This is a genomic window from Paraburkholderia heleia NBRC 101817 (assembly GCF_000739775.1).
In the GTDB taxonomy this organism is placed as follows: domain Bacteria; phylum Pseudomonadota; class Gammaproteobacteria; order Burkholderiales; family Burkholderiaceae; genus Paraburkholderia; species Paraburkholderia heleia.
Window position 1 is genome coordinate 1 of the sequence record NZ_BBJH01000055.1, and the last position, 14,452, is coordinate 14,452.

Consider the following 14,452-nt stretch of genomic DNA (forward strand, 5'->3'; position numbering starts at 1 on the left):
GCTTCACGGTGGCGGGCGCGGTCTCGATCGTGAACGCGAAGCCGGGCGCCATCGACGAAAAGCTGTTGCCGCTCATCGATGCCCACGCCGACGTCGTGCTCGATGCGAAGACGCAGCGCATCCCGAAGCTCGCCGTGCGTCTCGTGAAGAACGCGACGCTCACCGGCGGCGGCACGATCAGCGGGCGCGCCGGACGCTTCGACCTGAAGGTGGCCGGGCTCGACCTCAACGCGATCCAGTCGAGCGTGCGCGCCACGCAGTTCGCGGGGCCAATCGGCGTGCGGCTGAACGGCGACGTGCAGAGCGTCACGCTCGACCTCGCCGATCCCAGGGCTGCGCTGCGCGTGCAGGGCAAGATCACGCAGGACCCCGCGCGCCTGTCGCTCAACGACGTGCGGCTGACTTCGGGGGCGGGACGCATCGACCTGTCGGGCGCGCTCAAGCACGACGCCAGTTCGACGTATCAACTCAAGGCGGTGCTGACCAATTTCGATCCGCTGTCGCTTACGTCGCAAACCCCGGCGCGCACTGCAGCGAAATCGCCCGCGCCGGCCGCCCGGCCGCGGCCCGCGCCTCAGCGCGCCGCCGACGCGCTCAACCCGCAACGCAATCTCGCGCTCAATCCGGCGCTGAACCCGTCGCTCAATCCCGCGCAATCGGGCGAGCAGGCCGCCGCGCAAAAGCGCGTGGAAAACGCGCAGGAGAGCCGGCCGGGTGCGGCGGCCGGGCCCGTAGCGAAGCCGCGGCCCGCCATGCGTCCCGCGGGCCGGCCCATCGAGGCGCGCGTGAACGGCACGCTCAACGCGAGCGGCGTGCTCGCGCCCGCCTTCACGACGCGGGCCGAATTCAGGCTCGGCCCGAGCGTCTATGACGACCTGCCGCTCACGGGCCAGGGCCTCATCCAGCTGGCGGGCTCGCGCATTCTGCCAAGCCGCGCGAATCTCTCGATCGCGGGCAATACCGTGGATCTGCAAGGCAGCTTCGGGGCGCGTGGCGACCGCCTGCGCTTTCGCGTGGATGCGCCACAGCTCGACCGGCTCGGCTTTGGCATAGCGGGCCAGCTCGCGGCGAACGGCGACGTGACCGGCACCTTCGCACATCCCGACGTCTCGCTCGACTACCGGGCCGACCACGTGGTGTTCGGCGATAACCGCGTCGGCCATGCCGAGGGCCGGGCGCTCGCGCGCGACGGCGCGAACGGCGCGCTCGCCTTCAGCACCGACGCGAGCGACATTGCCGTGGCGGGCGTCGATATCGCGACGCTCACCGCGCACCTCGACGGCACGCGCGCGAAGCACACGCTCACCGCGAGCGCAAAGGGCAAGGTGCAGGGCCAGCCGGTCGACTTCGCGGTGGCGGCGAACGGCGGCCTGCAGGACACGCGCGAAGGCACGCGCTGGAACGGCACGGTGACGCAACTCGAGAACCGCGGCGTGCCGGGCGTAAAGCTCCAGTCGCCGCTGACGGTGAGCGCGGGCCCCGGCAGGGTCACGCTCGGCGCGACGCGTATCACGGGAGAAGGCGCCTCGCTCGAGCTGAAATCGTTCGATCTCGACCATGGCCGCATCCGCTCGGCGGGCACGCTCACCAACGTGTCGCTCGCGCGCATCATGCAAATCCGGCAGCAGTTCACGGGCGTGCCGTCCACGCTCAGGACCGATCTGATCTTCGACGGCGACTGGGACTTCTCCGTCGGCCCCACGGCCACCGGCTACGTGCAGATCAGGCGCCGCTCGGGCGACGTCACGACCGAGGTCGGCCGTGGCTTTGCCTCGCTCGGCGTGGGCGAGCTCAACGTGCGCGCGGCCTTCAGCGGCGGCAGCCGCCTCACGCTCGCGGCGCATGCCCAGGCGAGCCGCGTGGGCGTGTTCGACATCGATGCCTACACGACGCTCGTGCCGCGCGACGGCATGCTCACCGTCGCGGACGAGGCGCCGATCGGCGGCACCATCAAGGCGAACGTGCCCTCGCTCAGGAACACGGGCGGCATGCTCGGCCCGACTTATCTGCTCGACGGCCATCTCGCGCTGCAACTCGCGCTGGGCGGCACAGTCGGGAAGCCGGATCTCACGGGCTCGCTGGTCGGCGACGGCATCTCGGCCACGATGGTCGATCAGGGCGTCGAGCTGAAGGACGGCGTGATCCGCATCGCGCTCTCGCATAACCTCGTCGACTTCCAGCAGGTGGAGTTCCACGGAGCGACGAGCGGTACGCTGCGCGCGAAGGGTCAGGTGCGCCTCGACAACGCCGAGCCCGACCTCACCGCGAGCATCGTCGCGGACAAGCTCGAGCTTTTCGCCTCGCCCGACCGCAAGCTGTCGCTTTCGGGCAGCGCGAGCATCGCCAACGGCGGGCATCTGGGCGGCATGCAGATCGACGGCAAGTTCACCGTCGATCACGCGCTCTTCGACATGCCCGAGTTACCCGCGCCCTCGCTCGGCGACGACGTCGTGATCGTGCGCCCCGACGGCACGACCGTAGGCGGCCGGCCGCCCATCGAAGAAACGGCGTCGACGAGGCCCGCGCCGCGCTTCGCGCCGCGCGCGAACGTCGACATCGATCTCGGCCACGACTTCCGCTTCCGCGGCCAGGGTGCGGATCTGGGCCTTGCGGGCATGATTTCGGTCAACAGCGCGCCGGACGTACCGCTGCGCGCGGTCGGCAACGTGCGCGTGACCGAAGGCTCCACGTACACGGCGTTCGGCACCAAGCTCAATATCGAAAACGGCTTCTTCACGTTCAACGGGCCGGTGGGCAATCCGGGCATCAACATTCTCGCCATGCGGCGCAACCAGCAGGTCGAGGCCGGCGTGCAGGTCATCGGCACCGTGCAGGCGCCGACCGTGCGCCTCGTTTCCGAGCCCAACGTGCCCGACAACGAAAAGCTCTCCTGGCTGCTGTTCGGGCACGGCACCGACCAGGGCAACAACCTCGGCCAGCAGAGCGCGATGACGACGGCGCTGGCCCTGCTCGGCAGCGCGCAAGGCAAGCGCATTGCGCAGAGCATCGGCCTCGACGAATTCTCGATCGGGCGCAGCGAGGTGGGCCTGACCGACCCCGAGGTCGTGATGATCGCGAAGGCCATCAACCAGCGTCTCGTGATCGGCTATGAACAGGGCCTGCAGTCGGCGTCGAACGCGGTGAAGGCCACGATCAACCTCTCGCGCTACTGGTCGCTCGTGGTGTACGGCGGCACCTTCAACGGCGCCGATATTCTTTATACGCGGCGTTTCGATCGGCTTCGCCGATAGAGAATCAGAAATCACCTACAGGCCTGCATGCCCGGTCGTCGAATATCGGCGACCGGGCTTTTTGTTTCCGGTCTGCGGCGTTCCGATGGCCGTTCGGATGACTGATGTTGCCGTGTCCCGCCTGGTACCGTTCCAGTTTCAATGTGCGAGTTCGATATCGTTTGACTTTCGTCTAACTTGTACGGGCAAATTTTCGACTTATTAGGAGTGCTCCTATAAGCGAATCCTTGGCCTCGTTGGGATAATGTCACTCCCTTCTCGCGGGGAAATCGGGCGACTGGAATCAACGTACTGACCGGTTGATCGATCTTGTCGCTTTTGTCACATCGGGAAATTTATCAGGAATGCTATTTATGAGAAAAATCGCGCTTTCTTTGGTCGTCGCGGCCGCGGGCACCGTTGCGTCAGTTGCCTACGCGGGTCCGGCAAACAACGGCGGCGTGTTGACCATCAACGGGCAGTTGACGGCCAACTCGTGCGACGTGAACGGCAATGGCCAGGGCAACAATTTCACGGTCACGCTGCCAAGCCTGTCGGCTTCGGAGCTGTCGGCCGCGGGGGCGACTGCGGGTTCGACCGGCTTCAGCATCGCGTTGAGCAACTGCACACCCAATACCGGCAAGGTGCATACGTTCTGGGAGTACGGCTCGAATACGCTGAGCGACGGCAATCTGCTCAACAACGGCACCGCCACCAACGTGGAGGTTCAACTGGTCGACTACAACAGCGGCCGGAAGGTGATCGACGTAAGCAAGGCCGATGATGCGCAGAACTCGCAGACCGTCAACATCGCGAGCGGCACGGCCAACCTGCAGTACGCCGCGCAGTACATCTCTCCGGCCGGCGGGGCCACGGCGGGTACGGTAACGACCAACGTCACCTATTCGATGGCCTATCAGTAACCGGCGGGTGCGGACGATTTTCGTTCGCCCGGCTTTTCAGAGACGAAGTTGCGATTGGCCCGAGCGCGTTGCCTCGGCGCCAATCTTCTGTTCGAGCGTTATGAATCTACGAAAACTCGTCAACAGCGCGGCTGCGGCAGGCGTGTGTGCGCTGGCCATGATGATGTCCAGCGCCACGCAGGCGTCCGTCGTCATCGCGGGCACGCGCGTGGTGTACAACGCCAGCGACACCGAAGTGACGCTCAGGCTTTCCAATGTGGGCAAGACGCCTTCACTGGTTCAGGTGTGGCTCGACAATGGCGATCCCAATGTCGATCCGGGCCAGCTCGATCTGCCTTTCATCATGGCGCCGCCGCTCGCCCGCATCGATTCCGGCAAGTCGCAGACTATCCGCATCACCTACACGGGTGAGGCGCTGCCCACCGACCGGGAGTCGCTCATGTGGTTCAACGTGCTGGAAGTGCCGCCCAAGCCCTCGGCTTCAGAGGCTGGCGCGAACTATGTGCAGTTGGCGTTCCGGTCGCGCCTGAAGTTCTTTTTCCGTCCCGTGGGGCTTCAAGGGAATGTCGACGACGCGCCGGCCAGCCTCACGTGGCGTCGCGGCGCGCGAGACGGCAAGCCCGCGCTGCTTGTTTCGAATCCCACGCCGTATCACGTCACGATCATCGAAGCCCAGGTGGGCGAGGGTCCGCATGCCCCGAGATTCGATGACGGCGATATGGTCGTGCCGGGCGGCGAACTCGTTTTGCCGCTTTCCGGGGAGTTCGCAGCAGGGGGCAAAGTCTTGTTCACGACCCTGAATGACTACGGCGGACCTGTGAAACACGAGGCAGTTGTGCAGTAGCGCCGTAGCCAATGGCAGTGGCATGGCTGAATGAAGGAATTCCATTCAGGAATCCATACTAATGGCCGGATTTTCGTTGTGAGAAGGGCGAGGCGTGAAGCTTCGCGTGCTCACAACAGGATCGGTCTTTTTCATGTCGGCGGTTGATGTGCCGACGGACAGGCGCGCAGCGGGCAGGCACTGCTGTGGCCCTGCGAATTCGGCTCACCATGAACGATCTCAACGTGATATTCCGTTACCGACATCCTCACGCCAATGCTCTCATCCTGAGCCAGACGAGCATCGCGGTGCTGCTTTCGTTCGCCCTTGCGAACGCTCAGGCGCAGAGCGCACCCGCTGAAGACGTCGCCACCCGGCGCCGGCCCGCGACCGCTGAGATGCGCGGTGTCCCGCCGCCCGCAGCCGGCATCGCGCCGCGGATTCCGGACCCGCCGGGCGTGATGGATGCGATGGACACGGCGGCGGCGCCAGCCGCGCTTGCCGCCGTGGCGCCGTTGAGTCGCGCGGCCGTTGAGCCTGAGCCCGTCCAGTTCAATCCGCAATTTCTGAACGGCAGCAGCGCGGCGAAAGTGGACATCTCCCGCTTCGATAAAGGCAATGTCGCGCTGCCGGGGCGCTATCGGGCAACGCTTTATGTGAACGGGGTCTGGGTGGGCATGACCGATGTCGATGTGCGCGACATCGGCGACGCGCAACACACCGTCGCGCCCGTTTTCAATCGCGATTTGCTCGTGCGGGCGGGGGTGGATCTCGCTCGCGTTTCCGCTGAAGCCACTACGAGGCTCGACGCCACGGCGGGCGGCAGCGGGGGAGCCATGCTCTCCGATCTGATTCCCCAGAGCACGGCAACGTTCGACATAGGCGAGCAGCGCCTCGACCTGAGCATTCCGCAGGCAATGATGAACCGCAACGCGCGCGGCTGGGTCGACCCGAAGTTCTGGGACGATGGCGTGCCGGCGGCGCTGCTGCAATACAACGCGAATGTCTATCACACGAACGGCAGCGGCCTTTCGGCGACGCAAGCCTACCTGGGTCTCAACGCGGGCGTGAATGTCGGTGCCTGGCGCTTTCGCTACAACGGCAATGTCACCAGCGCTACGGGCGCGGGCACGCACGTGCAGAGCATGCAGACGTATTTGCAGCGCTCGTTCTCGCCGATCAAGAGCCAGTTCACCCTCGGCGATTCGTACACGGACGGCTCCATCTTCGACTCGTTCGGCGTGCGTGGCGCGCAGATGGGCACGGACGACCGGATGTATCCGGAATCGCAGCGAAGCTACGCGCCGACGGTGCGCGGCATCGCGAATACCAACGCGAAGGTCGAGATCCGGCAGAACGGCAACCTTATCTACGAGACGACGGTCGCGCCTGGGCCGTTCGTGATCGATGATCTGTATCCGACGGGCTATGGCGGCGACCTCCAGGTCGTGGTGACGGAGGCAGACGGCAGCCAGCGCGTGTCCATCGTGCCCTACGCCGCGCCGGTGAACGCGCTGCGCGAGGGCCGCTGGCGCTACAGCATCGTCGCGGGCCAGTATCGCGACACCAGCCTGAACAGCCATCCTTTCGTGTTCGAGGCGAACGTTCAGCGCGGCATCAGCAACCTCATCACGCTCTATGGCGGCGTGATCGGCTCGGGGGACTATTTTTCCGCCGCGGCCGGCGTCGCGCTCGACACGCGCATTGGCGCCTTCGCGTTCGACGTGACCCAGGCGAATACCACCCTGCACGGAGGACTGCCCAGGCGCAACGGGCAGAGCCTGCGGCTTTCCTACTCGCGCGTTTTCTCGCCAACGAACACCGACGTCACGCTCGCGGCCTACCGCTATTCGACGAGCGGGTTCCTGAACCTCACCGACGCCATGACGTTGCGCGATCTTTCGCTGCGCGGTATCGCAAACACGAACAACGGCATCCAGAAAGGGCGGCTGCAGGTCACGCTCAACCAGAGCTTGTCGGGCTGGGGCGCGATATACGCGTCGGGCTTTACGCAGAATTACTGGAACAAGCCGGGCACCGACACCTCGTTCCAGGTCGGCTACAACACCAGCATTCGCCGCGTGGGCGTGGGCATTTCGCTATCGCGCGCCCTCGACGTCAGCTCGAACCGCTGGGACAACCGCGTGATGCTCAACCTGAACATCCCGCTCGATATCGGTTCGAAGATCGCCAACACGACGACCTCGTATACCCACGACACGCGCGACGGCAGCAACCAGATTCAGGAGAGCTTCACGGGCACGGCGGGCGTCGACAACGCGTTCAACTACGGCGTGACGGCGGGCTACAACTCAGGCAGCGGCAGCAACGGCAACGTGAGCGCGAATGCAGGCTATCTCAGCCGTTACGCGCAATTGCGGGCCAACGCGGGCTATGCGAGCGGTTACACGCAGGTGGGTGGCGGCGCAACGGGCGCTGTGCTCGCGTATCGCGGCGGCGTGGTGGCCTCACCGCAGACGGGCGACACGTTCGCGGTCATCGAGGCGAACGACGCGGTCGATGCGCGCGTGTCGAGTTCGCCAGGCGTGCGCGTGGACGGGTTCGGGCACGCGCTTGTCGCCGGCATGAATCCGTACTCGCTCAACCTGGTCGATATCGACACGAAGGGCCTCCCGATGGGCGTCGTGCTCAACACCACGGAACAGCAATTCGCGCCGACGGCAGGCGCCGTGGTGCGCCTGAAGTTCGACACGCAGAACCGGGGCCGACCCGTGGTCATGCGGTTGCGCCGCGCGAACGGCGTTGCGCTTCCGTTCGGCGCCGACCTGCTCGACGAGGAGGGCAACAACGTCGGCACGGTGAGCCAGGGTAGCCGCGCCATGTACTTCAGCAAGGCGCCCGAGAGCGAATTGACGGTGCGGTGGGGCGCGGGTATCGAGCAAAGTTGCAAGGTGCGCTATTCGGCGCCGGTCGAGGTCAATGGCAAAGCCGCCACGCCGGGCGGGGCCAATAACAGGGTAATGGCGCCGGTCGTCACCGACGCCCTGTGTCTGTGAGCGAGCCTTCAGGGCGCGCCGCGCGGTTCAATCGTTTGCAGGATGGATGTTGGGAAATGAATACGAGAAAACTCTTTGCCGTCGTCGCCGGCTTGTTCTTGCTCTTGCTCTCGCCGGCGGCGCTTGCACTCAAGTGCGTGGACGCGAATAGCGGAAGCCTTTCGATCCTGCAGCCAATACCGTCGAATATCGCGATAGCGGCGGATGCGCCAGCCGGCACCGTTATCTGGGAATCGCCACAGTATACGGTGACAATGAAGTGCACCCGCGATTGGGGCGTTCCAACCGATGGGGTCTATCTGTATGTCAATCCGGGCAGCGTGGCGCCTGCCACCGGCACGGAAATCGGCATTCGCCTGAACGGTACTGTGTATCGGCAGTCGAGCGGCAGAATCTATGCGGGCTACACGCTGCAGGCATCGGCAAGCGATCTGACGTTTCCCATGACGTTTACCGTCGTGCTGCTCAAGACCGGGACATCGCCCGCCAGTGGCACGGCGGTATTCACGAGCTATCGCGTGTTTCAGGTCGACGGCGATCAAGGTCTGAACTCCCATGGCAATTCCAACCTCAACTTCCTGCTTACGGGCCAGGTACTCTTCGTCGGTTGTTACGCGACGTTGACGTTTCAGCCGAGTTCGACCATCGACTTTGGCACCTTGCTGGCAGTTGGGGTTGCGGGATCGGTGGCGGCCACTCGACCGCTCACCCTCACGGCGACCCGGCCGTGCACGTCGTCCTACAAGCTAGGCGTGTCGTTCAACGCCACTTCGCCCACCACGCTCGCGGGCAGCGGAACCTGGAATCTGGGTAACGGCATGGGGGTGAGCCTGATCGATGGCGTCACCGGTTCGACGGTGCCGCTCAACGGAACGGTCACGGATTTTGTCGACCTCAGCCGCGTGGCGACGGCCGGCCGTTCCTACACGGTGCAGTTGTCGCGGCTCGTTGCGAACGCGCGCGTAGGGGCATTCAGCGGGACGATGACCGTTTTGCTCGATTACAGATAGCGCGGCGCGACCGGCGTCGAAAAATCAGGCGCAAAAAAAACGCCCCTCAAAAGGGGCGTTTCGCACGACATCGGCGAGCGAGCGGTTTTTACCTGACTCGCATGCCCGGTTTCGCGCCGCTATGCGGTTCGAGAATGTACAGGCCCGGTTCGGCCTTCTCATCGGCGGCGGAAGCCGCGAGCACCATGCCTTCGGACAGGCCGAACTTCATCTTGCGCGGTGCGAGGTTCGCGACCATCACTGTGAGCTTGCCCTTGAGGTCTTCCGGCTTGTATGCCGAACGGATGCCGGAGAACACGTTGCGCGTCTTTTCCTCGCCCACGTCGAGCGTAAGCTGCAGCAGCTTGTCCGAGCCTTCGACCGTGTTGCAGTTGACGATCAGCGCCACGCGCAAGTCGATTTTCGCGAAGTCGTCGATGGAGATGACTTCCGGCGTTTCGTCCGCGGCTGGTTTCTTCGCTTCCCTGGCAGCCTTCGACTTCTTGTTTGCCTCCGCAGCCGCGGCGGCAGGCGCTTCGGTTGCCTGCAGCGAGTCGCGATTGGCGGCGAGCAGCGCTTCGATCTGCTTCGGATCGACGCGCGTCATGAGGTGCTTGTACGCGTTGATCGGCTGTTGCGACGAGAGCGCCTTGCCTGCATCGGCCCAGGTCAGCGGTTCGATCGCCAGGAACTGTTCGACGCCTTCTGCGAGCGTGGGCAGCACCGGCTTCAAGGCGAGCGAAAGCAGGCGGAACGCTTCGAGGCTCACGCTGCAGGTCTCGTGCAGCGCCACCGGGTTCGCCGGATCCTTGGCCTGCTCCCATGGCTTGGCCGTATCGACGTAACCGTTTACGGCGTCGGCGAGCTCCATCGTCTGGCGCAGCGCGCGGCTGTATTCACGTGCTTCGTAGTGCGCAGCGATTTGCGCAATGGCGGCGCGTAGCTGCTCGAGCAGCGGATGATGCATCGCGCTGTCCTGCACGCGGCCGTCGAAGCGCTTGATCAGGAAGCCCGCCGCGCGGCTCGCGATGTTGATGTACTTGCCGACGAGGTCGCTGTTCACGCGCGCCTGGAAGTCTTCGAGGTTCAGGTCGAGGTCTTCCATCGTGCTGTTGAGCTTCGCGGCGAAGTAGTAGCGCAGCCACTCGGGGTTCAGACCCGTGTCCACATAGCTTTGCGCCGTGATGAACGTGCCGCGCGACTTCGACATCTTCGCGCCGTCCACGGTCAAAAAGCCGTGCGCGAAGACGTTGGTCGGCGTGCGGTGGCCCGAAAACTGCAGCATGGCTGGCCAGAACAGCGTATGGAAATACAGGATGTCCTTGCCGATGAAGTGGTACTGCTCGGTGGTCGAGCCGGCCTTCACCCATGCCTCGAAATCGAGCCCGCGTTTCTCGCACAGGTTCTTGAAGCTCGCGTAATAGCCGACCGGCGCGTCGAGCCAGACGTAGAAGTACTTGCCTGGCGCGCCCGGAATCTCGAAGCCGAAGTAGGGCGCGTCGCGCGAGATGTCCCAGTCTGCGAGCTTCGATTCGCCCGACTCGCCCAGCCATTCGCGCATCTTGTTGGTCGCTTCCGGTTGCGCGAGGCCGCTCACCCAGCCGCGCAGGAAGTCTTCGCAGCGCGCATCGGAGAGCCGGAAGAAATAGTGCGTCGAGGTCTTGCGTATGGGGGTTGCGCCCGAGACCACCGAGTACGGATTCTTCAGGTCGGTCGGCGCGTAGGTCGAGCCGCATACTTCGCAGCTGTCGCCATATTGATCCTTCGCGCCGCACTTCGGGCACTCGCCCTTGATGAAGCGGTCCGGCAGGAACATGTTCTTGACCGGGTCGTAGGCCTGCTCGATGTCGCGCGTCTCGATGAAGCCCGCTTCCCTGAGCGCCAGATACACCGACTCGGAGAGCACGCGGTTCTCTTCGGAGTCCGTCGAGTAGTAGTTGTCGAACGACACGCCGAAGCTGTCGAAGTCGCGCTTGTGCTCCTGCCACACGCGGGCGATCAGCTGCTGCGGCGTGAGGCCTTCCTTCTCCGCGCGCAGCATGACGGGCGTGCCGTGCGTGTCGTCGGCACCGACGTAGTAGACCTCGTGGCCATGCATTCGCAGCGCGCGAACCCAGATGTCCGTCTGGATGTACTCGACCAGGTGGCCGATGTGGATCTGACCGTTGGCATACGGCAGGGCAGACGTAACGAGAATCTGGCGGCGGCCGCCTGGATTGGCATGCGCGCCGGCTGCTGCGAGGTCGGTGGCGGGTGCTGACATAAGTGAGGGGGAATCCGATGTTGCTGGGGGAAACCGCGATTTTAGCAGGGCAGGCGCACCGCCGTTCCGCGAGCCGGTGGACGCTCGTATGCGCAATGCCTCGAGCGAGCGCGGGCCGTGCAGGCACGGCTATGCTGCGTTGCACAAATCGAGATCAAAAAAAACCGGGGCAAGAATGGCCCCGGAGCAACAACGACAAGAGGAGAATGGTGACGCTGCGGCGCTGCCGCACACGTACCGTAAAGACAGACAGCGCGTTTTCCCGAGAGTTCGAAAATTTTTTCGATTCTCTGCAGGCGCTTTGAAGAGGGCGTCCGATGGCTGTCCAGCAAGGGTTTCGGGGCGCGTCTTCGGGCGGCATCTTCGGGCCGCCCGAAATGCAAACGGGACGGCATGACGGCCGTCCCGCTGGTGTGTCGCTGTTTTACTGCGCAGTCGCTGGCTTAGCCGCCCTGGTGTTGTGCCGTGGCGCGCAGATAGATTTCCACGCGGCGGTTCGCGGCGCGCCCGGCTTCCGTGTTGTTGTCGGCGATCGGCTGGGTGTCGCCGCGGCCTTCGGCCGACATGCGCTGCATCTGGATGCCGCGCGAGGCGAGGTAATTCACCACGCTCTGCGCGCGGTTGGCCGACAGCGTCTGGTTGTACGCGGGCTGGCCGGTGTTATCCGTGTGGCCCACGACTTGCGCAACGACTTCCGGGTTCTGCTGGAGCGTCTGCGCGACCTGGTCGAGCACCGGCGCGAACGACGGCTTGATCGCGTAGCTGCTGGTGTCGAAGGTCACGTTGCTCGGAATGTTGAGCTTGAGCGAGCCGTCCGGCTGCTCGGTGATCTGCGTGCCCGTGCCCTTGGTGGAGCCCGAAAGCCGGTTCTTGATGTTCTGCCAGTTGTAGCCGGTAATGCCGCCGACCAGCGCGCCCGCACCCGCGCCGATTGCCGCGCCCTTGCCGCCGCCGAAGATGGCGCCGATCGCCGCGCCCGTGCCCGCGCCGACACCGGTGCCGACGGCTGTATTGGTGCCCTGCTGCGTCGCGCAGCCGGCGACGAGCGCGCCGGCAATGGCGAAGACGGACAGGCGAGTCAGGATTCTTGTGTTCATTTGCTTTCCTTTCTTGAGTGGAACGGACGCTGCCCGCGGCGTTCGCGGCCCCGCATGCGAACAGGGTCTTCGAACGGTGCGCGGCGGCAGCTACTACAATGACGCCTTGAGGTGTGCGCCGCCAGGCGAAAAGCCGCTGCGTCGCGGCTTCGGGACCGCCTGGTCGGTACACAAAATCGATGCTGCCGCGAAGCGTGCCCTGTCGGGCAATTTTGCGCAATGCAGCTTAACAATTTCTTTCGATTTCCGGCGCGTAGGCGATCAGTCCTCACTCGGACAGGCACTCACGCAAACCGGCATTCTCCCCACGGAGTTTCAATGAGCATAGATCGGGCTTTGGTCGACGCCGCACTCGCGGCCTTGACGGATCCGAACACGGGCCATCCCTACACGGTGGCCAAGGGCGTGCGCAACGTCACCGTCGAAGGCGATACGGTCGGCGTCGAGATCGTGCTCGGCTATCCGGCGAAGAGCCAGTTCGACGCCGTGCGCGCGCAGGTCGAGGCGGCGCTCGCCGCCGTGCCGGGCGTCAAGGCGAGCCGCGTCGCGCTCAGAAGCGAGATTACCGCGCATACGGTCCAACGCGGCGTGAAGCTGTTGCCCAACGTGAAGAATATCGTCGCCGTGGCCTCGGGCAAGGGCGGCGTGGGCAAGAGCACGACCGCCGTGAATCTCGCGCTCGCGCTCGCGGCCGAAGGCGCTTCGGTCGGCGTGCTCGACGCGGATATCTACGGCCCCTCGCTGCCGATGATGCTCGGCATCGAGGGCCGTCCCGAGTCGCCCGACGGCCAGTCGATGAATCCGCTCGAAGGCCACGGCGTCCAGGCCAACTCGATCGGCTTTCTGATCGAGCAGGACAACCCGATGGTCTGGCGCGGCCCGATGGCGACCTCCGCGCTCGAGCAGCTGCTGCGTCAGACCAACTGGCGCGAGCTCGACTATCTCGTGGTCGACATGCCGCCGGGCACCGGCGACATCCAGCTCACGCTCTCGCAGCGCGTGCCCGTCACCGGCGCCGTGATCGTCACGACGCCGCAGGACATCGCGCTGCTCGACGCGAAGAAGGGCCTCAAGATGTTCGAGAAGGTGGGCATTCCGATTCTCGGCATCGTCGAGAACATGGCCGTGCACATCTGCTCGAACTGCGGCCACGCCGAGCACATTTTCGGCGCGGGCGGCGGCGAGCGCATGGCGAAGGAGTACGGCGTGGAAGTGCTCGGCAGTCTGCCGCTCGACATCGCCATTCGCGAGCAGGCCGATTCGGGCAACCCCACCGTGGCGGCCGCCCCCGAAGGGCCGGTGGCGGCAATCTATCGCGCGATCGCGCGCCGCGTGGCGATCCAGATCGCCGAGCGCGCCCGCGACATGACCTCGAAGTTCCCGACCATCGTCGTGCAGAACACTTGACGTCCGGCGCGCGCCGCGGCGCCCCGCGCATGGGGACAGATAGGCGCGCGCCGCGCCGCGTGCGCGGTATCATGTGGGCTTCATCGGGTCCGGCATGGCGGCAGCAACGGGGCGGCCGCCGCCCGGCAAGAGGATCGCATGGATAAAGGACACGACAGGCAAGCGGGGAATGCGCAGGTCGTCTGGATGATCGCCCTCGTCGTGCTTTGCGGCTGCACGCTGCTGGCGGGCTGCACGAGCTTCATGGGCCAGCAGGACAAGCGCGCGGCCGCACAGTTGCTGCCCACCGTCGGCAGTCAGGCGCGCGGCACGGTTTCGTTCGTCGAACACTCGGACGGCGTGCAGGTGAGCTACAACCTCGCGGGCCTGCAGCCCGACAGCGATCACGCATTGCAGGTGCACGAGCGCGGCGACTGCAACGCCACCGACGCCTCGAGCGCCGGCGCCGTGTTCGCGCCCGCCGCGGAGCGCCTGAAGGCCGGCGCGCGCGTGGAAGGCGACCTCGGCAATATCCATGCGGATTCGAACGGCGTGGCGTCGGGCTTTATCGTCGCCCCCGACGTCTCGCTCGACGGCGTGCGCTCCGTGCTGCAGCGCGCGGTGATCGTGCACCGGGACGCCATCGACCCCTACGCGTATCCGCAGCGCGGCACCGGCCCGGCGCTCGCCTGCGGGGTGATCCGCGCCCAATGAGCATGGCCGG

General features: G+C 65.3%; 9 protein-coding genes. 7 read left to right on the plus strand and 2 right to left on the minus strand.

Annotated features, from left to right (window positions below; all coding sequences use genetic code 11):
* The 5 genes from BHE01S_RS32460 to BHE01S_RS32480 all read left to right on the plus strand — a co-directional run.
* A partial coding sequence (locus BHE01S_RS32460) for a translocation/assembly module TamB domain-containing protein (protein WP_042271561.1) occupies positions 1–3,251 on the plus strand: 3,251 nt, incomplete at its 5' end.
* 353 nt (positions 3,252–3,604) lie between these two features.
* Entirely contained in the window at positions 3,605–4,153 is a 549-nt protein-coding gene (locus BHE01S_RS32465; protein WP_042271563.1) for a fimbrial protein, read from the plus strand.
* A gap of 100 nt (positions 4,154–4,253) precedes the next feature.
* On the plus strand, positions 4,254–4,997 hold the full coding sequence (locus BHE01S_RS32470) for a fimbria/pilus periplasmic chaperone (RefSeq protein WP_042271565.1): 744 nt from the start codon (positions 4,254–4,256) through the stop codon (positions 4,995–4,997).
* A gap of 209 nt (positions 4,998–5,206) precedes the next feature.
* Positions 5,207–7,993, plus strand: a complete 2,787-nt coding sequence (locus BHE01S_RS32475; RefSeq protein ID WP_063769117.1) for a fimbria/pilus outer membrane usher protein — start codon at positions 5,207–5,209, stop codon at positions 7,991–7,993.
* Between the two features lie 56 nt (positions 7,994–8,049).
* Positions 8,050–9,003, plus strand: a complete 954-nt coding sequence (locus BHE01S_RS32480; protein ID WP_042271568.1) for a fimbrial protein — start codon at positions 8,050–8,052, stop codon at positions 9,001–9,003.
* An 88-nt stretch (positions 9,004–9,091) separates the two neighbouring features.
* Here the strand turns inward: BHE01S_RS32480 and metG are convergent, their stop codons facing one another.
* Both metG and BHE01S_RS32490 read right to left on the minus strand, forming a co-directional pair.
* Positions 9,092–11,245 carry a methionine--tRNA ligase gene (gene metG, locus BHE01S_RS32485; RefSeq protein WP_042271570.1) on the minus strand — a complete coding sequence of 718 codons (2,154 nt, stop codon included), beginning with the start codon at positions 11,243–11,245 and terminating at the stop codon, positions 9,092–9,094.
* Positions 11,246–11,688: 443 nt separating this feature from the next.
* Complete coding sequence (locus BHE01S_RS32490) at positions 11,689–12,342, minus strand: OmpA family protein (RefSeq protein ID WP_042271573.1); 654 nt, start codon at positions 12,340–12,342, stop codon at positions 11,689–11,691.
* Between the two features lie 318 nt (positions 12,343–12,660).
* On the opposite strand from BHE01S_RS32490, the gene apbC reads away from it, so the two are divergent.
* Together apbC and BHE01S_RS32500 are read left to right on the plus strand one after the other, a co-directional pair.
* The gene (apbC, locus tag BHE01S_RS32495) at positions 12,661–13,749 is read left to right on the plus strand and encodes an iron-sulfur cluster carrier protein ApbC (RefSeq protein WP_042271576.1); all 1,089 of its coding nucleotides are present in this window, start codon (positions 12,661–12,663) and stop codon (positions 13,747–13,749) included.
* 138 nt (positions 13,750–13,887) lie between these two features.
* Entirely contained in the window at positions 13,888–14,442 is a 555-nt protein-coding gene (locus BHE01S_RS32500; RefSeq protein WP_042271580.1) for a superoxide dismutase family protein, read from the plus strand.
* The last annotated feature ends 10 nt before the right edge of the window (positions 14,443–14,452 follow it).